This is a genomic window from Pantoea sp. X-Soil-YNGN-775, assembly GCF_059730575.1.
Genome location: NZ_AP035945.1, coordinates 2,220,359 through 2,244,564, shown reverse-complemented (window position 1 = coordinate 2,244,564; position 24,206 = coordinate 2,220,359). Strand labels below are relative to the sequence as shown.

At 55.4% G+C, this 24,206-nt stretch carries 24 protein-coding genes; 12 read left to right on the top strand and 12 right to left on the bottom strand.

Going from position 1 to position 24,206, the window contains the following annotated elements; all coding sequences use genetic code 11:
* Positions 1 to 64: 64 nt before the first annotated feature.
* Complete coding sequence (gene manX, locus AC6I8I_RS10610) at positions 65 to 1,033, bottom strand: PTS mannose transporter subunit IIAB (RefSeq protein WP_312055767.1); 969 nt, start codon at positions 1,031 to 1,033, stop codon at positions 65 to 67.
* 505 nt (positions 1,034 to 1,538) lie between these two features.
* Between manX and AC6I8I_RS10605 the strand changes: the two genes are divergently transcribed.
* Positions 1,539 to 3,110: a TerC family protein gene (locus tag AC6I8I_RS10605; protein ID WP_031374632.1), complete on the top strand. Its 1,572-nt coding sequence runs from the start codon at positions 1,539 to 1,541 to the stop codon at positions 3,108 to 3,110.
* Positions 3,111 to 3,233: 123 nt separating this feature from the next.
* Here the strand turns inward: AC6I8I_RS10605 and pdeD are convergent, their stop codons facing one another.
* From pdeD to pabB, 4 genes are all read right to left on the bottom strand, one after another.
* Positions 3,234 to 4,805, bottom strand: a complete 1,572-nt coding sequence (pdeD, locus tag AC6I8I_RS10600; RefSeq protein WP_312757197.1) for a cyclic di-3',5'-guanosine monophosphate phosphodiesterase PdeD — start codon at positions 4,803 to 4,805, stop codon at positions 3,234 to 3,236.
* Positions 4,806 to 5,029: 224 nt separating this feature from the next.
* On the bottom strand, positions 5,030 to 6,394 hold the full coding sequence (locus tag AC6I8I_RS10595) for an L-serine ammonia-lyase (protein ID WP_089561422.1): 1,365 nt from the start codon (positions 6,392 to 6,394) through the stop codon (positions 5,030 to 5,032).
* A 187-nt stretch (positions 6,395 to 6,581) separates the two neighbouring features.
* Complete coding sequence (locus AC6I8I_RS10590) at positions 6,582 to 7,145, bottom strand: CoA pyrophosphatase (RefSeq protein ID WP_312757195.1); 564 nt, start codon at positions 7,143 to 7,145, stop codon at positions 6,582 to 6,584.
* Entirely contained in the window at positions 7,129 to 8,505 is a 1,377-nt protein-coding gene (gene pabB, locus AC6I8I_RS10585; RefSeq protein ID WP_497827816.1) for an aminodeoxychorismate synthase component 1, read from the bottom strand. Before pabB ends, AC6I8I_RS10590 begins: the two co-directional genes overlap by 17 nt.
* Positions 8,506 to 8,616: 111 nt before the next feature.
* Between pabB and AC6I8I_RS10580 the strand changes: the two genes are divergently transcribed.
* Entirely contained in the window at positions 8,617 to 8,802 is a 186-nt protein-coding gene (locus tag AC6I8I_RS10580; RefSeq protein ID WP_312055771.1) for a YoaH family protein, read from the top strand.
* A 12-nt stretch (positions 8,803 to 8,814) separates the two neighbouring features.
* Here AC6I8I_RS10580 and AC6I8I_RS10575 read toward each other — a convergent pair whose 3' ends face one another.
* Positions 8,815 to 9,159: a RidA family protein gene (locus AC6I8I_RS10575; RefSeq protein ID WP_312055772.1), complete on the bottom strand. Its 345-nt coding sequence runs from the start codon at positions 9,157 to 9,159 to the stop codon at positions 8,815 to 8,817.
* Positions 9,160 to 9,226: 67 nt separating this feature from the next.
* Entirely contained in the window at positions 9,227 to 9,586 is a 360-nt protein-coding gene (locus AC6I8I_RS10570; RefSeq protein ID WP_497827815.1) for a hypothetical protein, read from the bottom strand.
* A gap of 285 nt (positions 9,587 to 9,871) precedes the next feature.
* On the opposite strand from AC6I8I_RS10570, the gene AC6I8I_RS10565 reads away from it, so the two are divergent.
* From AC6I8I_RS10565 to rnd, 7 genes are all read left to right on the top strand, one after another.
* Positions 9,872 to 10,039: a hypothetical protein gene (locus AC6I8I_RS10565; RefSeq protein WP_497827814.1), complete on the top strand. Its 168-nt coding sequence runs from the start codon at positions 9,872 to 9,874 to the stop codon at positions 10,037 to 10,039.
* A 658-nt stretch (positions 10,040 to 10,697) separates the two neighbouring features.
* Positions 10,698 to 11,435, top strand: coding sequence for a carbonic anhydrase (locus tag AC6I8I_RS10560; protein WP_312055775.1), 738 nt, complete (start codon positions 10,698 to 10,700; stop codon positions 11,433 to 11,435).
* A gap of 236 nt (positions 11,436 to 11,671) precedes the next feature.
* A complete protein-coding gene (gene yoaA, locus AC6I8I_RS10555; protein WP_312055776.1) occupies positions 11,672 to 13,582 on the top strand; it encodes a DNA repair helicase YoaA in 1,911 nt (636 codons plus the stop codon).
* Positions 13,583 to 13,626: 44 nt separating this feature from the next.
* Positions 13,627 to 14,325, top strand: a complete 699-nt coding sequence (gene tsaB, locus AC6I8I_RS10550; protein WP_497827813.1) for a tRNA (adenosine(37)-N6)-threonylcarbamoyltransferase complex dimerization subunit type 1 TsaB — start codon at positions 13,627 to 13,629, stop codon at positions 14,323 to 14,325.
* A gap of 60 nt (positions 14,326 to 14,385) precedes the next feature.
* Complete coding sequence (locus AC6I8I_RS10545) at positions 14,386 to 14,979, top strand: Slp/YeaY family lipoprotein (protein WP_312757187.1); 594 nt, start codon at positions 14,386 to 14,388, stop codon at positions 14,977 to 14,979.
* A gap of 206 nt (positions 14,980 to 15,185) precedes the next feature.
* Positions 15,186 to 16,862 carry a long-chain-fatty-acid--CoA ligase FadD gene (fadD, locus tag AC6I8I_RS10540; RefSeq protein ID WP_312055779.1) on the top strand — a complete coding sequence of 559 codons (1,677 nt, stop codon included), beginning with the start codon at positions 15,186 to 15,188 and terminating at the stop codon, positions 16,860 to 16,862.
* A gap of 99 nt (positions 16,863 to 16,961) precedes the next feature.
* Entirely contained in the window at positions 16,962 to 18,083 is a 1,122-nt protein-coding gene (rnd, locus tag AC6I8I_RS10535; RefSeq protein WP_312055780.1) for a ribonuclease D, read from the top strand.
* Between the two features lie 53 nt (positions 18,084 to 18,136).
* On the opposite strand, the gene minE is transcribed toward rnd, so the two are convergent.
* The 3 genes from minE to minC are packed head-to-tail and all read right to left on the bottom strand — an operon-like array spanning position 18,137 to position 19,966.
* Positions 18,137 to 18,406: a cell division topological specificity factor MinE gene (gene minE, locus AC6I8I_RS10530; RefSeq protein ID WP_031374622.1), complete on the bottom strand. Its 270-nt coding sequence runs from the start codon at positions 18,404 to 18,406 to the stop codon at positions 18,137 to 18,139.
* A 3-nt stretch (positions 18,407 to 18,409) separates the two neighbouring features.
* Positions 18,410 to 19,222: a septum site-determining protein MinD gene (minD, locus tag AC6I8I_RS10525; protein ID WP_031374621.1), complete on the bottom strand. Its 813-nt coding sequence runs from the start codon at positions 19,220 to 19,222 to the stop codon at positions 18,410 to 18,412.
* 33 nt (positions 19,223 to 19,255) lie between these two features.
* Positions 19,256 to 19,966: a septum site-determining protein MinC gene (gene minC / locus AC6I8I_RS10520; protein ID WP_497827812.1), complete on the bottom strand. Its 711-nt coding sequence runs from the start codon at positions 19,964 to 19,966 to the stop codon at positions 19,256 to 19,258.
* A gap of 155 nt (positions 19,967 to 20,121) precedes the next feature.
* On the opposite strand from minC, the gene AC6I8I_RS10515 reads away from it, so the two are divergent.
* From AC6I8I_RS10515 to ycgN, 3 genes are all read left to right on the top strand, one after another.
* Complete coding sequence (locus tag AC6I8I_RS10515) at positions 20,122 to 20,397, top strand: YcgL domain-containing protein (protein ID WP_031374619.1); 276 nt, start codon at positions 20,122 to 20,124, stop codon at positions 20,395 to 20,397.
* A 313-nt stretch (positions 20,398 to 20,710) separates the two neighbouring features.
* Positions 20,711 to 21,370: a fumarylacetoacetate hydrolase family protein gene (locus tag AC6I8I_RS10510; protein WP_497827811.1), complete on the top strand. Its 660-nt coding sequence runs from the start codon at positions 20,711 to 20,713 to the stop codon at positions 21,368 to 21,370.
* A gap of 63 nt (positions 21,371 to 21,433) precedes the next feature.
* On the top strand, positions 21,434 to 21,880 hold the full coding sequence (ycgN, locus tag AC6I8I_RS10505) for a cysteine cluster protein YcgN (protein WP_497827810.1): 447 nt from the start codon (positions 21,434 to 21,436) through the stop codon (positions 21,878 to 21,880).
* Between the two features lie 71 nt (positions 21,881 to 21,951).
* Here ycgN and dsbB read toward each other — a convergent pair whose 3' ends face one another.
* Positions 21,952 to 22,482: a disulfide bond formation protein DsbB gene (gene dsbB / locus AC6I8I_RS10500; RefSeq protein ID WP_312757181.1), complete on the bottom strand. Its 531-nt coding sequence runs from the start codon at positions 22,480 to 22,482 to the stop codon at positions 21,952 to 21,954.
* A gap of 123 nt (positions 22,483 to 22,605) precedes the next feature.
* The gene (nhaB, locus tag AC6I8I_RS10495; RefSeq protein ID WP_312055784.1) at positions 22,606 to 24,135 is read right to left on the bottom strand and encodes a sodium/proton antiporter NhaB; all 1,530 of its coding nucleotides are present in this window, start codon (positions 24,133 to 24,135) and stop codon (positions 22,606 to 22,608) included.
* Positions 24,136 to 24,206: the final 71 nt, after the last annotated feature.

Genomic DNA, 24,206 nt, shown 5'->3' with positions numbered 1-24,206 from the left:
TACTTCTTGTCCTCAGCAGGATAACGAAAATGAGCCTGGCAAAGCAGGCGCAGACGGCACGCCGTTACGAATTAACCTTCGCAATCAGGTCCATCATTTTCAGTTTCTGGTCGCTGGAAACCTTGCGGACTTCCAGTTCAATATTGCGCTCATTTAATTTGCGAAACGCCGCAATATCTTTTTCATCGACCGAGACGGCGTTGTTCACCTGAGTTTTGCCCTGGCGGAAAGCCATGCCGCCGATATTGACGGTTTTAATATCGACGCCCTGTTCCACCACCCGCAGCACATCGGTCGGGTTGGTAAACAGCAGCATCACCCGATCCTGACCATATTTCGGGTTATTCCACACCCGTACCATCTTATCGACATCGACTACGTGCGCGGTTACGCCCGGCGGCGCAACCTGCGTCAGCAGGGTTTTACGCACGTGATCGTTAGCCACCTCATCACTGACCACGATAATGCGCTGAACGTTGGTTTCCTTGGTCCAGCGTGTCGCGACCTGACCATGGATCAGGCGGTCATCGATACGGGCCAGGCCGATTTTCATGTGGTCACCCGGTGCCATCGGTTTCGCCGGCTGCGCCGGAGCAGCCACCGGTTTTGCCGCCGCAACCGGCTCAGGCGCAGCCTCTTTGGCCTTCAGGGCTTTAACCCCTTCACGGCCGGTTTCGACCGCCACCGCAATCAGCTGATCAAAACTGGGGTTGTCGTCGCGCGCCATCAGGGTTTCGACCAGCATCGGGATATTGACGCCCGCCACCACATCATAATCGGGCTTATCCACCACGATGCGGCTGGCCGCGTTAAACGGACTGCCTCCCCAGGTATCGACCAAAAACAGCACACCCTGGGCGGTATCGAGTTCCGCCAGCCGCGCCTGGTACTTTTCAATCAGCGTTTCTGCATTTTCGCCGGGCACAAAGTCGATCCATCCGACATTTTCCTGCTCGCCCAACAGCATTTCTGCTGTCTTTAGCAGTTGTTCCGCTGCCCAGCCATGTGTACCAATTACAATCGCAATGGTCACTTGCTACCTCCGTTCGCTTGAGAAACTCATCTGAGTCAATGAACCGTATAAGTTATCGCTTCGGTTTTGTGAAAATTCTGTTTACCGAATCATCCGGATAGTGCCGAAAAATCATCGGGTAACTGCGATAAGGCCGTAAAGTCGCGATTTATTTTAGTGATCGAAAAAATAAATTATGTGATGGCTGTCTGCTATTCGCAGCCTGATTAACCGAACCTGCAATTTATTGCGCTCCGTCATTTGAATGACAGATTGTAAAAATAAGAAAATTTTTTGACGCCAAAGCGCGACCTGATACATTAACGATCTGTTTATTATTCAGGAGTAACGGGCCTCAGCCCAACTATATGGATCGTCACCGACGTCGCTTAACCTGTTCTTTGCGCCTGCTGGCGCGTCATCCTTCGCCTGACGGCGTATTCACTGCTTCCCCGATCGTCACTCTGTCACGCTTTAACGCGCTGACACGCATCGGTTCACACTGTTCCTCGTTCAGGAGTCATTAATGGAATTTCTATTCGACCCCTCAATCTGGGCGGGTTTACTGACGCTTGTGGTGCTGGAAATCGTGCTGGGCATCGATAACCTGGTCTTCATCGCCATCCTGGCGGACAAACTGCCGCCGAAGCAGCGTGATAAAGCGCGTCTGATCGGCCTGTCGCTGGCGCTGGTGATGCGTCTGGGCCTGCTGTCGCTGATCTCGTGGATGGTGACGCTCACCACGCCCCTATTCAGCGTAGGTGATTTCAGCTTTGCCGGACGAGATTTAATTCTGCTGGCGGGTGGTCTGTTCCTGTTATTCAAGGCCACCATGGAGCTGCATGAAAGGCTGGAGAACCGTCAGCTGGATGGTTCCGGCAACCGGGGTTACGCCAGTTTCTGGGCGGTGGTGACGCAGATTGTGGTGCTGGATGCGGTGTTCTCACTTGATGCGGTCATTACCGCGGTCGGCATGGTGAACCATCTGCCGGTGATGATGACCGCCGTAGTGATTGCAATGGGTGTGATGCTGCTGGCCTCTAAGCCGTTAACCAACTTTGTTAATGCACATCCAACGGTGGTGGTGCTCTGTCTGAGCTTCCTGTTGATGATTGGTCTGTCGCTGGTGGCCGAAGGCTTTGGTTTCCATATTCCGAAAGGTTATCTCTACGCGGCGATCGGCTTCTCGATCCTGATTGAGCTGTTTAACCAGATTGCCCGTCGAAACTTTATCCGACATCAGTCGCATCGACCGATGCGTGAGCGTACTGCCGAAGCGATCCTGCGGCTGATGGGCGGCCGCAATCGCGCCCAGACGGCTAACAGCAGCAGTAATGAAGAGTCCGCGTTGACTGAAGCGATGCCGCAGGAAGCGTTTAAAGATGAAGAGCGCTATATGATTAATGGCGTGCTGACGCTGGCGTCCCGTTCGATTCGCAGCATTATGACGCCACGCGGTGAAATCTCGTGGGTGGATGCCAACCGTCCGGTCGATGAGATTCGTATTCAGCTGCTGGATACGCCGCACAGCCTGTTCCCGGTCTGTCGCGGTGAGCTGGACGAAATTGTCGGCGTGGTGCGGGCGAAAGAGCTGCTGGTGGCGCTGGAACACGGCGTTGATGTAGCGACCTTTGCCGCCAATACCCCGACCATTGTGGTGCCGGAAACGCTGGACCCGATCAATCTGCTCGGCGTGCTGCGTCGTGCCAAAGGCAGTTTTGTTATCGTCACCAACGAATTTGGCGTGGTGCAGGGTTTGATTACGCCACTTGACGTGCTGGAAGCGATCGCCGGTGAATTCCCGGATGAGGATGAAACGCCGGATATCATCGCCGATGGCGACGGCTGGTTAGTGAAAGGCGGCACCGATTTGCACTCGCTGCAACAACTGCTCGACTTCCATCAGCTGGTTGATCCGGATGAAGATCACGCCTCGCTGGCGGGCCTGCTGATTGCCCAGAAAGGGCAGTTGCCGCAGCCGGGAGAGGTGATTGATATCACGCCGCTGCACTTTCAGATTATCGAAGCGACCGATTACCGTATCGATCTGGTGCGGGTTACCAAAGATCAGCCGCAGGATGAAGAGGAAGAACGCTAAGGCGTGGCAGGCAAATAGCGGGCGGCTGAGTCGCCCACTGATTGTCTGAGGTTGTAGAACGCCGCTGCCCTGATGCAGCGGCTTTTTTTTAGCCTGACGTTACCACCGATGCATCATCTGCGGTCAGGTGGGGAACGGTTCAACGTCCGGCTTGTGCTTTGCCAGCCAGCCAGGGAAATCGCCGATCGGCATCGGGCGGGCATAATAATAGCCCTGCAGATGATCGACGCCGCGCCCGCGCAGATAGGCGGCCTGTTCTGCGGTTTCAACTCCTTCCGCCACCAGACTGATATTCAGGCGCTGCGCCAGTGAAATGACCATGTCGGTAACAGTGGCGTTAATCGCATCGGTACCGATGGCGGCGGTAAAGATTTTGTCGATCTTCAGGACGTCGGGCTTTAAATCCTTCAGGTAGGAGAGCGAGCTGTGGCCGGTGCCAAAATCATCAATCGCCAGCTGCACGCCAATCTCATGCAGCTGGGCGATAACCGACTGATCGACCACCGGCAGGGCGTCGCGTTCAGTTAACTCAACCACCAGCTTCGGCACCGGATTGGCCGGCCACCAGAGGTTCTGCAGATCCTGCAAAATCGCGCGGTCGCGGAAATGGCTGGCGGCAACGTTAATAGCGATATGGAAACCCGGACACGCCGGCAGGTGAGGGAGCTGCTTTACCACTTCATTCAGCACGAAGCGGGTCAGCGGCTTAATCAGATTCTGTCGTTCGGCCAGCGGAATAAACACATCGGGTGCCACCCAGCCCTGACGCGCATTATGCCAGCGCAGCAGCAGCTCAATACCATCGCACTGGCCGCTTCTGGCGTTAATCAGCGGCTGGCAGTAGACCATGAACTCGTTAGCGGTGATGCCGTAGCTGATTTGCCAGCTCAGGCTCATGCGGTTGGCGGTCGCCAGCCAGACGATATAGCCCATCAGCAGGCTGAGCAGAAGCGCCAGCGGCAGCTGTGAGGGCAGCGTGTGCATGGCCAGCCGGGCTGGGGAGGGACCGTACAGCGTCAGGGTGTAGGGATAACGCAGCGAGGCCTGATAGTAACTCACCTCATCTTCCGACGGCAGCGTCGGTTCAATCAGCGGATTGCCATACTCCAGGCTTTCGCCGTTGACGTTGAAGACCGCCCGTTCCACCCACGGCAACTGCGGTTCCAGCAGATAATTACTCATCATTTCGATGTTAATTACCTGCAAAATACCGGAGCGATTATCCAGGCTTCTTGGCGTCCAGAGTAATAATACCGGCGACCCTTTTAACAGGTAATTGTCGGTGGCGAGCGTCATGCGCTGACCGGTAAAGGCCAGTTCGGGATAGGTCTCGCTAAACGGGATCGCACGCGGACCAAAGATACTGGAACAGTAGATCGCGTCATTATCGACCAGCAGAATGGCGCGCACCGTTTGCAGCGCGGAAATTTTCTCAATCAGCGGAAAACGCACGTCGCGGCAGGGCACGCCGACCAGCCCGAGCGTGTTATTAGCGGAAACATCCAGCGGTGAAAACATCCGGTCAAACCGCATAATCGCTTTATCGGCGAAATCCATCGCCTGCTGTTCAATACGCGACTTCTCTTCAATATAACGAAATGCCAGCGTCAGAATCAGTACCACGGTGGCGATTGCCAGCGCAATCAGCAAACGCTTGCGTCTGAATTGTCCAACAAATTGCTGGGCCATGAGCATCAGTACCACCTTCCCAAAAAACCAGAAAAAAGCCAAAAATAACGGGGTTGTTATCGGCACGGCCCGATCAATATTGAGGCCGGAATGCAGAAAAGCGGTGCTGGAAAGTTGCACGACCAGGATAGTCGCGCGGAAATCACTCTACCGGTTTAGCCTGCGCTGAGATAGCGCAGGATGCGGATTTCATTACGATTGCACATTAATTAAACAATCAAACGTTTCGATTAATCGCACTGTACTTTAATCGCCAGACCGCCGCGCGAGGTTTCACGGTATTTGGCGTTCATGTCCTTGCCGGTTTCATACATCGTCTCGATCACCTTATCCAGTGAGACGCGCGGTTCACTGGTGCGACGCAGGGCCATACGCGCCGCATTGATCGCTTTGACCGAGGCGATAGCGTTTCGCTCAATGCACGGCACCTGAACCTGGCCAGCGACCGGGTCGCAGGTCAGCCCCAGGTTATGCTCCATGCCGATCTCGGCGGCGACGCAAACCTGTTCCGGGCTGCCGCCCAGCAGTTCTGCCAGACCGGCTGCCGCCATCGAACAGGCGACGCCGACTTCGCCCTGACATCCCACTTCCGCGCCCGAAATCGACGCGTTCATTTTATACAGCACGCCGATGGCACCGGAGGCGAGGAAGTAGCGCAGGAAAATATCCGGCGTTACCGGCTCAATAAAGTGGTCGTAATAGGCCAGCACCGCCGGCACGATGCCACAGGCGCCGTTGGTTGGCGCGGTGACAACCCGTCCGCCGGCGGCATTTTCCTCATTCACCGCCAGCGCGAACATATTGATCCAGTCGATGACGATCATCGGATCGTTAGAGTGCTTAGACGAGGAGATCAGCAGTCGACGCAGCGAGGCGGCGCGGCGCGGCACCCGCAGCGGACCCGGCAGCACGCCTTCGGTATTCAGGCCGCGATCGATGCAGGCCTGCATGGTCTGCCAGATGTTGGCGAAGTAGGCGTGGATCTCATCGCGGCTGTGCAGCGCCAGTTCGTTTTTCATCACCAGACCGGATAACGAGAGTCCGGTTTCGCGGCAGTGCGCCAGCAGATCTTTGGCGGAGTGGAACGGCCACGGTACCGAAACTTCATCCAGCGCCGACTGACCGAAATGCTCTTCATCGACGATAAAGCCGCCACCGACGGAGTAGTAGGTTTTCGACAGAATCAGCAGATCGCCAGCGAACGCCAGCAGACGCAGACCGTTTTCATGCAGCGAGAGGTTTTCACTGCGGAACACCATACCGCCCTCACGCGGGAAGTCGACTTCATGCGCTCCTTTGGCCAGCAGCAGACGTTCACGCTGGGCGACATCTTTAATAAAGGCCGGGATGGCATCAATATCGACCGTGTCGGGAGATTCGCCCGCCAGTCCCATAATAATAGCGATGTCGGTATGGTGGCCCTTACCGGTCAGCGACAGGGAGCCGTAAACATCTACCGCAATGCGGGTCACCTCCTGCAGCTTTCCCTGTTCGGATAACAAATCCACAAACTGCTTACCCGCTTTCATCGGGCCGACAGTATGCGAACTTGATGGGCCAATGCCCACTTTGAACATGTCGAAAACACTAATCACAGGTGACACTCCTCACAAATTATTCTCAGTCTGCCGGGGCAGTTTATGGCGCTAATAGTAATAGTCATGCCGGAGAAAAGAGCAGCTTTTCGCATGAAATAAACTTATTAAAACCGATAGAAAAAATTATAGCCCGGCCCGCCGCTCAGCAGGCGGGAAAGCAACAGGTTAATGGCAAAAGTGGGCGTCAGAACGCAATTTGTTCGCTGAGTGAGCGGATAATGCCAGCGGTCATGCCCCAGACCAGGTAATCCTGATAGCGTGACAGCCAGACCGGATGACGCACGCCAGCGCGGTGTATCTCCAGCGCGCTATAGCGGCTGAGCCGTAACGCTTCGGCCAGCGGCATCTCAAAGGCGCTGCGCACCTCGTCCGGGTTGATTCGTAGCGGCAGATCCGGCGGGATGATCGCCAGCACCGGCGTCACCTGAAAGCCGGTGCTGCTGGTGACGGCAGGCAGCACGCCTAACACCTCAACCTGCTGTGGATCGATGCCCACTTCCTCCTGTGCTTCCCGCAGAGCGGTCGCAATCAGCGAGGCATCGGTATCATCCTGCATGCCGCCGGGGAAGGCGACCTGTCCGGCATGTTTACGCAGCGCATGAGAGCGCTGGGTCAGCAACAGACCCGGTTCCGGTCGCGCCACAATCGGCACCAGCACTGCGGCATGCCGTCCGGCGAGACGGTGGGTATTGTGTTGCGGTGGCTGCAGCAGGAAGCGGCTGCGGAAGGCGTCAAGCGTGAGCGCCATTCAGACCCCCCTGTTCCAGCGCCGGCAGAATGCGGCTGACTTTATCCAGCGTCTCCTGATATTCCGCCTGTACTTCGCTGTCGGCGACAATGCCGCCGCCCGCCGCGCAGTAGAGCTGCTGACCTTCAGCAATCAGGGTGCGGATGGTGATACTGGTATCCATACGGCCACACAGGCTGAGATAGCCAATGCTGCCGCACCAGGCATTGCGGCGCTGCGGCTCCAGCTGATCAATAATTTCCATTGCCCGGATTTTGGGCGCGCCGGTGATTGAGCCACCAGGGAAACAGGCGCGCAGCAGATCGGTGGCCTGTAGATTGTCGGGAAGCTGCGCCCGCACCGTGCTGACCAGATGATGAACGGCGGGAAAGGGCTCGACCACAAACAGCTCAGGCACGCTGACCGAACCCGGCACCGCCACGCGGCCAATGTCGTTACGCAGCAAATCGACAATCATCAAATTTTCGGCGCGATCTTTTTCTGCGTTTTGCAGAGCATCTGCCTGTTGCCGATCGGCGATCGGATCGGCACAGCGGGGACGGGTTCCTTTGATTGGGCGGGTTTCGATCTGTTTATCATTCAATGACAGAAAGCGCTCCGGTGACAGGCTGAGGATCGCACTGTGCGGCAGGCGCAGAAAGGCGCTGAACGGCGCGCGGTTGGCCTGATTGAGGGCACAAAAAGCCTGCCACTCATCACCCTGATAACCGGCCTGAAAACGCTGAGCCAGGTTCACCTGATAGCAGTCACCTGCCTGAATATAGGCCTGAACCGCGGCAAAGCGTGCCGCATAGTCAGCGTAACTGAGGCTGGATTGCCACCGGCTGGTAAGGCTGAACGGCACCGCTTCACGTTCAGGCCACTGCGCCAGCCAGGCGGCGCGGGCTTGAACATCATTCAATGCCAGCAGCGTCAGGGTCTGACGATGATGATCGGCAATCAATGCCCAGTCGTAGATGCCGACCGCCATATCCGGCGTGGTGAGATCGGCCTGTGCCAGCTGCGGCAACCGCTCAAAGCGGCGACCGAGATCGTAACCAAACAGGCCAAGCGCGCCGCCCTGAAACGGCAGATTGTCATCACTGCGCGGCGTGACGCCCAGCGCATCGCACTGCTGCTGGACCAGTTGCAGCGGATCTGCACCAGATTCGCTGTAGCCGCTGACATCGGTGATTTGGGTAACGTCACCGCGGGTCACCAGCGTGGCGCGCGGATCGGCGGTCAGAATATCAAAACGATTGTCGCTATGGTCGGCATGGGCGGAAGAGAGCAGCATTGCCCACGGCAGGCTGGCAATCGGGGCGAAACGCTGAATAAGCGCATCCGGGGTATAATCAAGACTGAGGGTTTCAACAATCATCAGGCAGACAAATCAGAGAGCAAAGAGGTCGTCAGACTGACATATTTTTTACTGACTGGCACCTGTTTGTTCGGCGTGTGATAATCGCTGCCCCCAACGCAGGAGTGAAACATGGCTATAGGATTACCGGCTCTCTCTCATGAGCAGCAACAGCAGGCCGTCGAGCGTATTCAGGAACTGATGGCGGGTGGCCTGTCGAGTGGCGAAGCTATCGCCCAGGTGGCGCAGGAAATTCGCCAGAATCATAAAGGCGAGCACATCCGGGCGCTGTTCGACGATGAGGATGAAGAAGAATAGCGCCCGGCAGGCTTAACGTGCTGCGATGATTTTGATTTCGATTTTGTATTGCGGGTTCATCAGACCTGCCTGAACCGTGCAGCGTACTGGCGCGTTATCCGGGGAAACCCAGGCGTCCCAGGCGCGGTTCATTGCGGGCAGGTCCGCTTTGTCCACCAGAAACAGGGTGGCATCAAGAATTTTGCTCTTATCGCTGCCGAGTCGCGTCAGCAATCTGTCAATCACCGCCAGTGCATTGGCCGTCTGCGCTTCAGCATCCTGATCCAGATTCTCTGGCACGCTGGTGTAATAGATGGTGTCATTGTGAATCACGGCTTCGGACATACGATGTTCCGGATCGATGCGGGTAATACTCATCTTTTTCTCCCTGGTTTGATGGGCATTAGCCTGGCACATTCCTTATGCCGCTGTCATCTCTTCCACCTTACAGGCAGCGTTTGACGATAGCCTGACGATCGGCCATCACCTGCGGCCACATATTAAAAGTGGTAAAGAATTTTACCCCGGCACCGTGTCGCTGTGGCGTCACGTCGGCGAATATCGAATCTTCCCACGTCAGGACGGTGATCTGCTCACCGCGCGGTTGCGTATGCGTAGTGTTGTCCCTGGCGATCACCTCGGTGGTAGACCAGCCACGATATATACAGTCACTAAGCTGCGGTGCGGTGCGGGCGCTCTGGGCCTGAAACACCGGCTGACCGAGGCGCGTCTGATCGGGTGTAGGAGCCTGGCAGCCACAGACCAGCAGCACGCCGATAAGCGATCCGATGCGGGAATGATTCATAACGTTCCTCCGCCTGAGGCAGGCAGTGCGGTAGAGGCGGTCTGCGCCACTGTGCTGACCGCGCGTCACCTTACGGACGCTACATCTCAACGATAAGGTGATGTAATGATTATAATCTGTGCGCCTGGTTCCTCGCAGCAATCTGTCGCATTTGATAGCGGCATCACACTGTCTCAGGCGGTGGCGAAAGGTAAGCGGCACGCCGGGCAACAGAAGTGGCGCGCCTCGCAGCAAAAAATGATATAAATCAGCCGATAAATGACGCCACAGGATGAGGATGAAAGCATGGCGAATACGCAGTATCTGTTTTGGGTAATGGCGGGCGCACTGACGCTGCTGTTTATTGTGGTATCGGCGTTCGTCGGTCTGTCGCGTGGTGCAAAGCAGGGTTTTATCACCTTTGCCGTTCTGTTCGTCATCATGCTGGCGGGGGCCTTTTACATTCATCACTAGCGGCCACGGCAGCGACAGCAGGATTATTACCGCTTAACTCACACTTTCAACCAAAAGCGGGCGGGCGGAAGTGGCGGTTAACTATGCTGAGATGAAATAGCAGCACTGCTATTTATCACCGGAGGTAATTATGTCTGAACGTCCTGATTACGATGAACCGCTGCCTGATGACGCTGAAATCTATCCGGAAGATGAAGAAGAGGATGAAGAACCCGGCCAGGATCCGCTAGAAAAGGATATTTAACCTTTCCTGCCAGCCTGATCCTCGATAGCTAACGGGCTTGTTAATACACCGGCTGTTATCACACGACGCACTTAACGCGTCACCCCAACAAAACCGTCAATCAGGCGGTTTTGTTGTTTCGGTTAAAGATTCAGCAGCAGAGCGGGCCGCCGGATTGGTTTAGCGGCTGAACTTTTTTCCTTAACGTTTATTGAAATAACGCGCCGATACCATCCGTTTCACTGTTGATCGCCCCTTACCCTATCCTGCCAGACTGTTTCTGCGTGAATCGTTAACAAAATTAACCTTAATGAGCATTCGGGACCGACTATATCGGCTGTAACCCGCCCTGACACTGCTATTGCCTTGTTGCTTCAGAGTCATCAGTAATATGCTTTTCGCTCTGGCATTAAGACCACTAAACAGGGATTGAAAATGAAAATAACCGGGGTACTCAGTCTGGTTCTGGCGCTGTCGACTCTCAGCGCAGCAGGTGCGGATGCACCGCACTGGACCTATGAAGGGAAAGCGGGTCCGGAGCACTGGAGTCAATTAAGCCACGACTATCACATCTGCCATGAAGGCAAAGCTCAGTCACCGATCAACATTAAAGATGCTATCGAAGGACATTTACCACCACTCAACCTGCACTACCTTATCTCCGCAGAGAAGGTAATCAATAATGGCCACACTATCCAGGTCACCGTTGATGATGAAGATACCTTTGTTCTTGATGGTGAAAAATTCATCCTTAAGCAGTACCACTTCCACACGCCGAGCGAAAACCAGATTAACGGCCACACCTTTCCCCTGGAAGCCCACTTTGTACACAGCAAAGACGATGGTGATCTGGCCGTTGTGGCGGTGATGTTTGAGGTGGGTAAAGAGAATCCAGCGCTGGTGCCGTTGATTGCTTCTATGCCAGCAGACGAAAACCAACAGAAGAGAATTGAAAGCGAAGTCGATTTACGGGCACTCTTCCCGCAAGACCTGCATTACTATCGCTTTAGCGGATCACTGACCACGCCACCCTGCACTGAAGGCATACGCTGGCTGGTGCTAAAACAGCCGGTAACGCTTTCTCAGGCTCAGCTCGACGCGTTTAAACAGGCACTGAAAAGCACCAATAATCGTCCTTTGCAGCATCTTAACGGTCGGATGATCGTTCAGTAACCGCTTTTGGTCTGGCTGTGCTAATGGCCGCTGCGCCGCCAGGCGTATCGGCATGGCTATCCGTTCCCATCAGGCGGCCATGCGCCGCTTTTCTTCATTGCGGAGCAATAACGACCATCGCAAAATCGGCTGCACTTCGCGCTGATAATAGTTAACCTGCTGATTAACCTCTATTTTGCTTTGTGAATTTAATACTGACATAATTACAGTGTTTTTGCCGTTCTTTGAGAGGGTATGTGGCAGACGATTTTGCAGTTGATGGCGCGCTGGCGCTGGCGATAGCTGGCTTTAAGCCGCGTGAAGCGCAGCGTGAAATGGCGCAGGCGGTTTCTGAAGCCGTAAAACAGCAGGGTGAACTGGTGGTAGAAGCCGGTACCGGCACCGGGAAAACCTATGCTTATCTGGCTCCCGCGCTGCGGGCCGGCAAGAAAGTAATCGTCTCTACCGGATCGAAAGCGCTGCAGGATCAGCTTTACGGCCGCGATCTGCCGACCATGATCGGCGCACTGAAATACAAAGGAAAGACTGCCTTACTGAAAGGGCGATCCAACTATCTCTGCCTGGAGCGGCTGGAGCAGCAGTCGATGGCGGGCGGCGATCTGGCGGTACAGGCGCTGACTGATCTGGTGACGCTGCGGAGCTGGTCATCGCAGACCGCTGATGGCGATATCAGCAGCTGTGCCGGCGTCACTGAAGATAGCCCGGTCTGGCCGCTGGTCACCAGCACCAACGATAACTGCCTCGGCACCGACTGCCCGCGTTATAAAGAGTGCTTCGTAGTCAAAGCGCGTAAGCGGGCGATGGACGCGGATGTGGTGGTGGTAAACCATCACCTGTTTCTGGCGGATCTGGTGGTCAAAGAGGGTGGGTTCGGCGAACTGATTCCCGAAGCGGACGTGATGATCTTTGATGAGGCCCATCAGCTTCCCGATATCGCCAGCCAGTATTTCGGCCAACAGCTCTCCAGCCGGCAACTGCTCGACCTCGCCAAAGATATTATTACCGCCTACCGCACCGAAGTGCGCGACGTCCAGCAACTGCAGAAGTCCGCCGATCGCCTGGCGCAGTGTGCTCAGGATTTTCGTTTGTCGCTCGGCGACCCGGGTTACCGCGGTAATCTGCGGGAACTGCTAAGCGATAACAACATCCTGCGGATGTTTACGCTGCTGGATGATGCGCTTGAACTCTGTTACGACGTGATCAAACTCTCCCTTGGCCGTTCAGCGTTGCTGGATGCGGCGTTTGAGCGGGCGGCCCTCTACCGTGGCCGACTGAAGCGGCTGCGGGCGATCAATGAGCCGGGCTACAGCTACTGGTATGAATGCACCTCACGCCACTTTATTCTGGCGCTGACGCCGCTGTCGGTAGCGGAACGCTTCCGCGAAGTGATGGATAACCGCAAAGCAGCCTGGATTTTCACCTCCGCCACGCTGGCGGTGGATGAGAAGATGGAGCACTTTGCTGAGCGGCTGGGCGTGAACGCAGCAAAAAGTTTGATTCTGAACAGTCCGTTCGATTATGCGCAGCAGGCCCTGTTATGCGTGCCGCGCAACCTGCCTGAACCCAACCGTCCCGGCGGCGCACGGCAGCTTGCCGCCATGATGAAGCCGCTGATTGACGCCAACAAAGGGCGCTGTTTCTTCCTCTGTACCTCGCACCTGATGATGCGTGAGCTGGCGGCAGAATTCCGGGCCTCAATGACGTTACCGGTGCTGGTACAGGGCGAAACCAGCAAAGGTCAGTTGCTGAAACAGTTTATCGATAAAGGCAATGCCTTACTGGTCGCGACCAGTAGTTTCTGGGAAGGGGTCGACGTGCGCGGCGATGCACTTTCGCTGGTTATCATCGATAAGCTGCCGTTCACCTCACCGGAAGATCCGTTACTCAAGGCGCGAATGGAAGATTGCCGTATCCGCGGTGGCGATCCGTTTACCGATGTGCAGCTGCCGGATGCGGTGATCACTCTGAAGCAGGGCGTCGGGCGGCTGATCCGCGATACCGACGACCGCGGCGTGCTGGTGATTTGCGATCAGCGGCTGGTTTCGCGTCCTTATGGCGCGCTGTTTCTCAACAGCCTGCCGCCGACGCCGCGCACCCGCGACATCGCCCGCGCCATCGCCTTTATACGGCAGCAACCTGACGCCTGATTTTATGCTAAGATGCGCGCCGTTTTCATTCTCCTGAGGTGGTCATGTCAGCCCGAATTTTAGCGCTGGATACGGCGACAGAAGCCTGTTCAGCCGCCTTGCTGAATCAGCAACAGATTGATGCCCGATTTGAGATTGCCCCGCGCGATCATACTCAGCGCATTTTGCCGCTGATCGAAGAGTTACTGCTGGCGCAGCAGCTCGACCTGACCGATCTCGACGCGCTGGCTTTTGGTCGCGGTCCCGGCAGTTTTACCGGCGTGCGTATCGGGATTGGAATTGCCCAGGGCCTGGCGCTTGGTGCGGCGCTGCCGATGATCGGTGTCTCGACGCTGGCCACGCTGGCAGAGGGCGCCTGGCGCCTGCAGCGCGCCACCCGCGTGTTAACCGCCATTGATGCGCGGATGGGTGAGGTCTACTGGGCCGAATACCAGCGCGATGAGCAGGGTGTCTGGCAGGGTGAAGCCAGCGAAAGCGTGCTGCCACCCGCCGCCGCGCAGGCACGGATGCAGGCGCTGTCGGGCGAGTGGATGACCGCCGGCACCGGCTGGCAGGCTTATCCCGAACTGCAGCAGGGTCATTCCCTGACGCTGCACGCCAGTGAGGTCAGCTTACCCGCCGCTGAAGATATGTTACCGCTGGCGGTGATTGCTTTACGCCAGGGGAACACCCTGCAACCGGAAAATGCTGAGCCTACCTATCTGCGTAATGAGGTGGCATGGAAAAAGTTGCCGGGCCGCTAGATCGCACGCAACTTATTGTTATGCGTCCAGTCTAAGTCTTTACGTAACGGGAGGACGCCTATGTCAATGTGCGCGAAAGGGCTAACAGGTTTGTTGCTGACCTGTACGCTGGTTTTAACTGGTTGTGTCTCGATTCCGGCCAGCCTGCAGGGCAGTTCACCGCAGCCGCAGCAGGATTTGTTGCGGGTCATGAACGATCCGGCCATCTACACCGGCCAGGAGTCGCGTTTTGGCGGTAAGGTGGTGAATGTCACCAACCTCAACGGCAAAACCCGGCTGGAGATCGCCACGCAGCCGCTGGATGAGAGTGCCCGTCCACGACTGGGCGCGGCCTCGGTGGGCCGTATCTATGCCGATATTCACGGCTTCGTCGATCCGGTGGATGTGAAAGATCAGTTTGTCACGGTGCTGGGCACCATCAAAGGCACGGAGCCCGGCAAGATTGGCGAGGCGAACTACAAGTTTGTGGTGATTAATGTGCGAGGCTATCAGCGCTGGCATCTGACCCGACAGGTAATGTCGCCGCCGCAGCCGATCGATCCGTGGATCTGGTATGGTCCGACGCGTCATCGTCCCGGCTACTGGGGACCCAATCCTTACTGGGGAATGTACAGCAGCGGTCCGGCACAGGTCGAAACCATTCTGACTGAGTGACCCGATAGTGACACTTTTTTGGCCCGGTAGCGCTGGTCGCCGCCGGGCTTTTTATTTGTCTGTTTAACAGCACGAAATTTAGTGATGGACTTCGCAACCTCAACATGCCGAAACCGGCAAACTGGTACAATCAGTTAAAATATTGTTAACAAACCAGGTTGGCTGAGGCAGCGATGGAAATACAACATGATTATCGGGGTGGATCCTTGAATAAGGTTTGGCTTAAACGCTACCCGGCTGATGTGCCAGCCGAAATAAGTGCAGATCGTTATACGTCGCTGGTGGATCTGTTTGAGCAGGCCGCCAAACGCTACGCCGATCAACCTGCATTCTGGAATATGGGTCAGAAGATGACCTATCGCCAGCTGGAAGAGAAAAGCCGCGCGTTTGCGGCTTATCTGCAACAGCAGCTGGGCCTAAAAGCCGGCGATCGGGTGGCGCTGATGATGCCAAACCTGCTGCAGTATCCGGTGGCGCTGTTTGGCGTACTGCGCGCCGGCATGGTGGTGGTGAATGTGAATCCGCTCTATACGCCGCGCGAACTCAAACACCAGCTGAATGACAGCGGTGCCAGCGCCATCGTTATCGTGTCCAACTTCGCCCATACGCTGGAAAAAGTGGTGGCGGAAACCGCTGTGCGCCATGTGATTCTGACCCGAATGGGCGATCAGCTGGCTCCGGTCAAAGCGACGCTGGTTAATTTCGTGGTCAAATACGTCAAGCGTCTGGTACCGAAATACCATTTGCCCGGCGCAATCTCGTTTCGTCAGGTGATGGAGCAGGGGGCCACGCTCACGTATCAGCGACCAACGGTCAGCAATGACGATCTCGCTTTCCTGCAGTATACCGGCGGCACCACCGGCATCGCCAAAGGCGCGATGCTGACGCATCGCAATATGCAGGCCAATCTGGAACAGACCAAAGCCACCTACGGTAAAGTTCTGCGCGACGGCAAAGAGTGCGTGGTTACGGCGCTGCCGCTCTATCACATCTTTGCCTTAACGGTGAATGGCCTGCTGTTCCTGGAGCTGGGTGGTCAGAATCTGTTGATCACCAATCCGCGTGACATCCCTGGCTTTGTTAAAGAGCTGGCGAAGTTTCCGTTTACCGCCATCACCGGCGTGAACACGCTGTTCAACGCTCTGCTGAATGATGAGCAGTTCAATAAGCTCGACTTCAGTACGCTGCGACTGTCCGCCGGCGGCGGAATGGCGGTGCAGAAAGCGGTGGCAGAACGCTGGGAAAAGCTGACCGGTCACTATCTGCTGGAAGGCTATGGGCTGACTGAATGCTCGCCGCTGGTGTCGGTCAATCCTTACGATATCAGCTGCCACACCGGCAGCATTGGCTTGCCGGTTCCCTCAACCGATGTGTTGATTGTGGATGATAATGGCAATGAAGTTGCGCCGGGTGAACCGGGCGAGCTGTGTATCAGCGGTCCACAGGTGATGCTCGGCTACTGGCAGCGTCCGGATGCCACGGAGGAAGTGCTGAAAAATGGCTGGCTCCACAGCGGCGATATTGTTACCGTTGATCAGGAAGGCTTTATTCGCATCGTCGATCGTAAGAAGGATATGATTCTGGTCTCCGGCTTCAATGTTTATCCCAACGAGATCGAAGATGTGCTGATGCAGCATCCGAAAGTTCGTGAAGCGGCCGCTATCGGCGTCCCCAGCGATCTTTCCGGCGAGGCGGTAAAAGTCTGCGTGGTGAAAAAAGATGCCTCACTGACTAAAGAAGAGCTGCTCGACCACTGTCGCCGTCAGCTGACCGGATACAAAGTGCCGAAAATTATCGAGTTTCGTGATGAGCTGCCAAAAACCAACGTCGGCAAGATTCTGCGACGCGAATTGCGCGACGAAGTGAAAGCCAGCGCAGGCTGAGTTTTGGCAAGGATTCAGGTTAGACGCCGGCATGTCCGGCGTTTTTATTGTGTTTAACATGGAGCACCGCACGTTGTTAGCTGCGGTGAAAAATGAGACGTGAATTACTCTTTGATCGACCAGGATGAACAACTGGCTGAAGTGTGCCAGAAAGCGCGCCAGCATACGGCAGTGGCACTGGATACTGAATTCGTCCGCACCCGGACCTACTACCCGCAACTCGGATTGATCCAGCTGTTCGACGATCACCAGTTAGTGCTAATCGATCCTCTTGCAATTCGTGACTGGTCACCGTTTATCGCGTTGCTGACCGATACCGCAGTGACTAAATTCCTGCACGCCGGCGGCGAAGATCTGGAAGTCTTCCTGCACCGTTTTGGCGTCCTGCCACAGCCGATGATCGATACCCAGATTCTGGCGGCGTTCTCCGGCCAGCCGCTGTCGTGGGGCTTTGCCTCGATGGTGGCGCATTTTACCCAGGTCGAACTGGATAAGAGTGAGTCCCGCACCGACTGGCTGGCGCGCCCGCTGACCGAGCGTCAATGTCAGTATGCCGCGGCGGATGTGCATTATCTGCTGCCGATTGCCCATCAGCTGATGGTGCAGACTGAGGCAGCAGGCAACATGGCGGCGGCACTCAGTGAGTGTGAAAACCTGTGCCAGCGTCGCCTCGATAGCTTAGCGCCTGAAGAAGCGTGGCGTGAGATCACCAACGCCTGGCAACTGCGTCCGCGTCAGCTGGCAGCGCTGCAGCGGCTGGCCGCATGGCGACTGAAGCTGGCGCGTGAAAAAGATATGGCGGTTAACTTTGTGGTGCGCGAAGAGCATCTGTGGAAAGTGGCGCGCTTCCTGCCGGGTTCGCTGGGCGAACTGGACCATCTTGGCCTCTCCGGTCATGAGATCCGTTTCCACGGTAAAATGCTGGTGGCGCTGGTGGCAGAAGCCCAGGCGCTGGATGAGAATGAATTGCCTGCGGCGCTCGGCAACCTGATTGACCATCCGCATTACAAGCAGGTGTTTAAAGCGATGAAAGCGCTGGTGCAGCAGGTGAGTGAGCAGAGCGGATTCAGTCAGGAATTACTGGCGTCACGGCGTCAGATTAATCAGGTTCTGAGCCAGCACTGGGGATTGAAGCCACAGGGACGTCAGCCAGAGTTACTGACCGGATGGCGCGGCGAATTACTTAAACCCGGCATAGAAAAGATTCTGGCCGAGGTGTGACCGATAAAATTTCCCCTGCAACAGCGCAGGGGAAATTCAGGAAACGGTCAGCGTCATTTAGTCACTTCTTCCGTTTCCGGTAGCGTAACGTTCAGCTCCAGAATTGAGATGTCGTCACCTTTCTGATCGAGCTGAACTGTGACCATTTCCGGATCGATTTTCACATATTTGCAAATCACTTCCAGAATGTCGCGCTTAAGTTGCGGAAGATAGTGGGGCTCACTGTCGCCCCTTCTGCGTTCTGCCACGATAATCTGCAGCCTTTCCTTGGCTATGTTGGCAGTGTTCTTCTTCCGGGATAAAAAGAAATCAAGTAATGCCATGGTTTATCCCCCGAACAGGCGTTTCAGGAAACCCTTCTTCTCTTCTTCAATAAAGCGGAAGGGGCGAACTTCACCGAGCAACCGTTCAACGGTATCGGCATAGGCTTTGCCAGCATCAGATTCACCATCAAGGATCACCGGCTCGCCCTGGTTAGAGGCACGTAACACCGATTGATCTTCCGGGATCACGCCGACCAGAGGAATGCGTAAAATTTCCAGCACGTCTTCCATACTCAGCATGTCGCCACGATTAACACGGCCTGGATTGTAACGGGTCAGCAGCAGATGCTCCTTAACCGGCTCCTGGCTGTTTTCAGCGCGACGGGATTTTGACGAGATGATCCCGAGAATACGGTCTGAGTCACGTACCGAAGAGACTTCCGGGTTAGTGGTGATGATCGCTTCATCAGCGAAGTACAGCGCCATCAGTGCACCGGTTTCAATCCCTGCTGGCGAGTCACAGACGATAAAATCGAACTCCATCGCCGCTAAATCGTTCAGTACTTTTTCGACGCCTTCACGGGTCAGCGCATCTTTGTCGCGGGTCTGTGACGCAGGCAGAATGTAGAGCTGCTCGGTACGTTTATCGCGAATCAACGCCTGATTCAGCGACGCATCGCCCTGAATCACGTTGACGAAGTCGTAGACCACGCGTCGTTCACAACCCATGATCAAATCGAGGTTACGCAGGCCGATATCAAAATCGATAACAACCGTTTTTTTGCCTTTCTGCGCTAAACCGGTGGCGATGGCCGCGCTTGACGTGGTCTTACCAACGCCCCCTTTACCGGATGTAACTACAATAATGCGTGCCATAAATGTTGATTTCCTTAACAAAAGAAAAGGGGCCTAATTAAGTGTCTGGATGGTGAGCGCGCCATCCTGCAGGCAAAGGCGCGCAGCTTTACCAAAATATGCTTCGGGGATCTGATCCATGATCCAGTATTCGCCCGCAATCGAGACCAGCTCTGCTGCCAGATTGGTACAGAAAATCTGACAGTTGCGGTCTCCGCTGGCACCGGCGAGCGCGCGACCGCGCATCATGCCGTAAATATGAATGTTGCCGTCGGCAACCAGTTCGGCGCCGGCACTGACGCTGCTGGTGATGATTAAATCAGCGTCACGCGCATAAATTTGCTGACCCGAACGCACCGGGGTATTCACGATGCGGGTTTTTGCTGCCATTGCCGGTTCAGCGGCCATCGGCTGAGGTTCCGGCGCGGGAGCAGCAACATCACTGCGCGTTTTCGCCTCTTTACCCTCTGCCAGCACCGGCAAGCCAGCGCGGGAAATCATGCGTTTCAGCGCATCATCTTTACAGCCGCTGACGCCGACAATCCGCAAACCGGTGGCGATAATCGCCTGCTGTAGCTGCTTCCAGTTAATATCGGCACTTAAGGCCGCAACGTTCAGCACTACCGGCGCGTTTTTCAGAAAATCCGGAGCCTGGTCAATCTTGTCCTGAAGTGCCTTACGAATCACCGCGGGATCGTGGTGATGCAGATGGACGACAGATAGGGTGAAACTGCTACCTTTGAATTCGATTGGCGTTTGCGACATCTGTCCCGACTCAGTCCTGTTTTCACTACCGCTGGCTAAGCGATGATAAAATCATCATTAAAGCGCCAACGGTGAATATTCGAAGTTCTGCAAGCATGTTATAGTTACAGCTATATTCAGACAAGCCTCAACGCTGGTTAATTCGAGTAAAAAATATGTTTTGTGTGATCTACAGAAGCCCGCTGCGCGACCAGACTTATCTTTATGTTGAAAAAAAAGACGATTTCTCTCGCGTTCCGCCAGAGTTGCTGAAAGGGTTTGGCAAGCCGCAGCTGGCAATGGTGCTTAAGCTGGCGGGCCGCGACAGGCTGGCAAATGCAGATATCAATAAAGTAAAGCAGGGATTGAGTGAGCAGGGCTATTATTTACAGCTGCCGCCGCCGATAGAAAGTCTGCTTACTGTTCATCTGCAGACAGATAAAAAAGTTTAATTCAGATTCATCTGTAAATATTAATCCTGTCGCGCTGATGCCGTCAGGATTAATATTTTTCCTACCCCGCTAAAATTAAACCTACTGCTTATCTATCCAGTTATTTTAAATTGCCTGCCTGATATTTAACGTCATTTGTACGTTTATTCATCAGTTCAGCGCTCTGATTCACGCTTTTTGACAAATTCTTCCCCCCGGAGAGCTAAAAGCGTCTTATTATCAGGCGATGAGGTTGGCATTTCGATCAACACAGCCGCAAACATCGACCCGCCAGCCACGCTGGCATCACAACTAACCTACGCAGGGGATAAGCATGTATCAGCATCGTAACTGGCAAGGCGCTCTGTTGGACTTTCCGGTCAGCAAAGTGGTTTGCGTCGGCAGCAACTATGCGAAACACATTAAAGAGATGGGCAGCGCCACGCCCACCGAACCGGTGATTTTCATCAAGCCGGAAACCTCGCTGTGTGATTTGCGCCAGCCGCTGTCGATTCCGGATGCGTTTGGCGAAGTTCATCATGAGGTTGAGCTGGCGGTCCTGATTGGCGCAACCCTGAAGCAGGCGACAGAAGCGCATGTGGCGCAGGCGATTGCCGGCTACGGCGTGGCGCTTGATTTGACGCTGCGTGACCTGCAGGCAGGGCTGAAGAAAGCGGGCCAGCCGTGGGAAAAATCGAAAGGTTTCGATAATTCCTGTCCGATTTCCGGTTTTATCCCGGCCGCTGAATTCAGTGATGACCCGCAGAATACCGAACTTAAGCTGCGGGTGAATGGTGAGGTGCGTCAGCACGGTTCCACTGTGGATATGATCCATAAAATCCTGCCGCTGATTGCCCACATGAGCCAGTATTTCACCCTGCGTGCCGGTGATGTGATCCTGACCGGAACCCCGGAAGGGGTCGGTCCGATGCGCTCTGGCGATCAGCTGGAAGTGTCACTGGCCGGACACGGCATCAGCACGCGCGTACTGTAAAACTTGCATCGCCGCACCAGAGGCTTTATAAGGTGCGGTTTACGCTAAACCCGGACAATCATCATGACTGACACCCCTTTCTGGCAACACAAACGCCTGGCAAAAATGAGCGATGAGGAATGGGAATCCTTGTGTGATGGTTGTGGGCAGTGCTGTCTGAATAAGCTGCAGGACGCCGACACCGATGAGATCTACTTCACCAACGTCGCCTGTAATCAGCTGAATATCAAAACCTGCCAGTGCCGCAATTATGAACGTCGCTTCGAACTTGAAGAGGATTGCATCAAGCTGACGCGCGAGAACCTCACCACCTTTGACTGGCTGCCGCGCACCTGCGCCTATCGCCTGTTGGGTGAGGGCAAGCCGCTGCCAGCCTGGCATCCGCTGCGTGCTGGCTCAAAAAAAGAGATGCACGCCCAGCGGATTTCAGTACGTTACATTGCGGTGCGGGAGAGTGAAGTGCGCGACTGGGAAGATCACATTATCGATCGACCTGACCGTAACGGCTAAGCGCCGGAGTAATCATCAAAAAAGGCTGCCAGTGGCAGCCTTTTTGCTATCAGCGACGCAACAGTTTGTTATCAGCGACTGAACAGATCGCGGCGTTTCGCTTTAAACGGCTGGGCGATCAGCACCAGCAGCGCCACCAGCAGATAAGCGGCGAACACCACGATCATCCACTGCGGCATGCTGAAGGTCAGGAAGGTCCAGCTGCGGTCGGCACAATCGCCGCTGGCGAGAAACACCGACGGCAGCCATTTATCCAGCGGTAAGCCACTGGGGAAACGTGCCGCAAAGTCACAGGTGGTAAAAGGATTGGGATGCAGCTGAATCATGGTGTGTTCATAGGAGAGGCGCAGACCTTGCCATGCGCTGTATAACCACAATGCCAGCGCCACCAACCGTAACGGCGTTTTTGGCGCTATGGCGCCGATCAGACCGGCACCCATCACGCCGAATAACGCATTGCGTTCATAAATACACATTACGCAGGGCTTGAGTCCCATGACATGCTGGAACCATAACGCCGTAAGTTCCAGCGCCAGCGCTGTCAGGGCCAGTAATAACCAGGCTCCGCGACCACGAGAACATTGATTCAGATATCGTAACATATTGCATTCCCTGTAAACGTTAATGCCTCGCAGTGTAAACCAAAAGCGCCGCCAAACCAGCCTGGCGCAGGGAAAAATCATGTTCAAATATGACCTGAACCTGATCCAGACCGGCTAAAAGGTTTACAGGTGCGGCGGTGAAAGCCATCCGAGACTGAGCAGGCTGTCGGTATACGGCACCAGCAGAAAGTGGATTGCCAGATAGCCCACCAGCGACAGTACCACGGTAAACGGCAGTGCCATCCACACCATCCGTCCGTACGACAGACGAATCAGTGGTGCCAGCGCCGAGGTCAGCAGGAACAGGAATGCCGCCTGGCCATTCGGTGTGGCGACCGACGGCAGATTGGTACCGGTGTTGATCGCCACCGCCAGCAACTCAAACTGCCGGGCGTCAATCGCGCCACGATCAAAGGCATGACGCGCTTCATTGATATAAACCGATCCGACGAAGACGTTATCTGAAATGGAGGAGAGCAGGCCGTTGAAAACGTAGAACCACTTAAGCTGGGCGTCGGGCTCCGTGCTGAGCACAAAGGTGACCAGCGGTGCAAACAGCTGCTGCTCAATGATCACCGCCACGATGGCAAAAAACACCGTCAGCAAGGCGGTAAACGGCAGCGCTTCGGTGAACGCCTGACCAATCGCGTGCTCATCGGTGATGCCGCACAGCGCCGTGGCCATAATAATCACCGACAGCCCAATCAGACCGACCTCTGCCAGATGAAACGCCAGCGCGACAATTAACCAGAGGCCAATCGCCGCCTGAATCCACAGTTTCAGCTTCTCCTGGCGGGTACGCTGTGCAGCGTTCTGCTGTTCACTCTCTTCCAGCAGTTGACGCACGCTGGCCGGCAGGGTGGCACCATAGCCAAACCAGCGGAATTTTTCGACCAGCACGCTGGTGACGATGCCGAAGATCAGCACCGGGACCGTGACCGGCGCCATCCGCAGAAAGAACTGGACGAAGTCCCAGCTGGCGGCATGGGCAATAATCAGGTTTTGCGGTTCACCCACCATGGTCATCACGCCACCCAGTGCGGTACCGACGCCGGCCTGCATCATCAGGCTGCGCAGAAAGGCGCGGAACTGTTCCAGCGTCTCACGCTGTGCCAGCGGATGCTGCTGGAATTGCGGATCGGAGGCGACCCGGTGATAGATCTCATAAAAGCTCACGGCCACGCTGATTACCACGGCCAGTACCGTCAGCGCGTCGAGGAAGGCGGAAAGAAAGGCGGCGGCCAGACAGAACGTCACGCCGAGCAGCACTTTTGAGCGGATTGACAGCAGCAGGCGGGTAAAGACAAACAGCAACAGCTGCTTCATGAAGAAGATGCCTGCCACCATAAAGATCAGCAGCAACAGCACTTCCAGATTATTTGCCAGCTCGGTTTTGACCTGATCGGCGCTGGCCATGCCGATAATTATCGCCTCAACCGCCAGCAGGCCGCCTGGCAACAGCGGATGGCATTTAAGCGCCATGCCGAGGGTAAAAATAAATTCTGCTACCAGCAACCAGCCGGCGGCAAACGGGCTGACAAACGCATAAATCAACGGATTCACGATCAGGAAAACCAGCATTAATGCTTTATACCAGTCGGGCGACTGGCCGAGAAAATTCCGTTTTAACGCTTGCCCGTATGTCATCTCCATCTGAATAAGTATCCTGTTGTTGTGTATGGATTTCTGCCGCAAAGAATAATCCTTAGCGGTGCCGGGCGCAA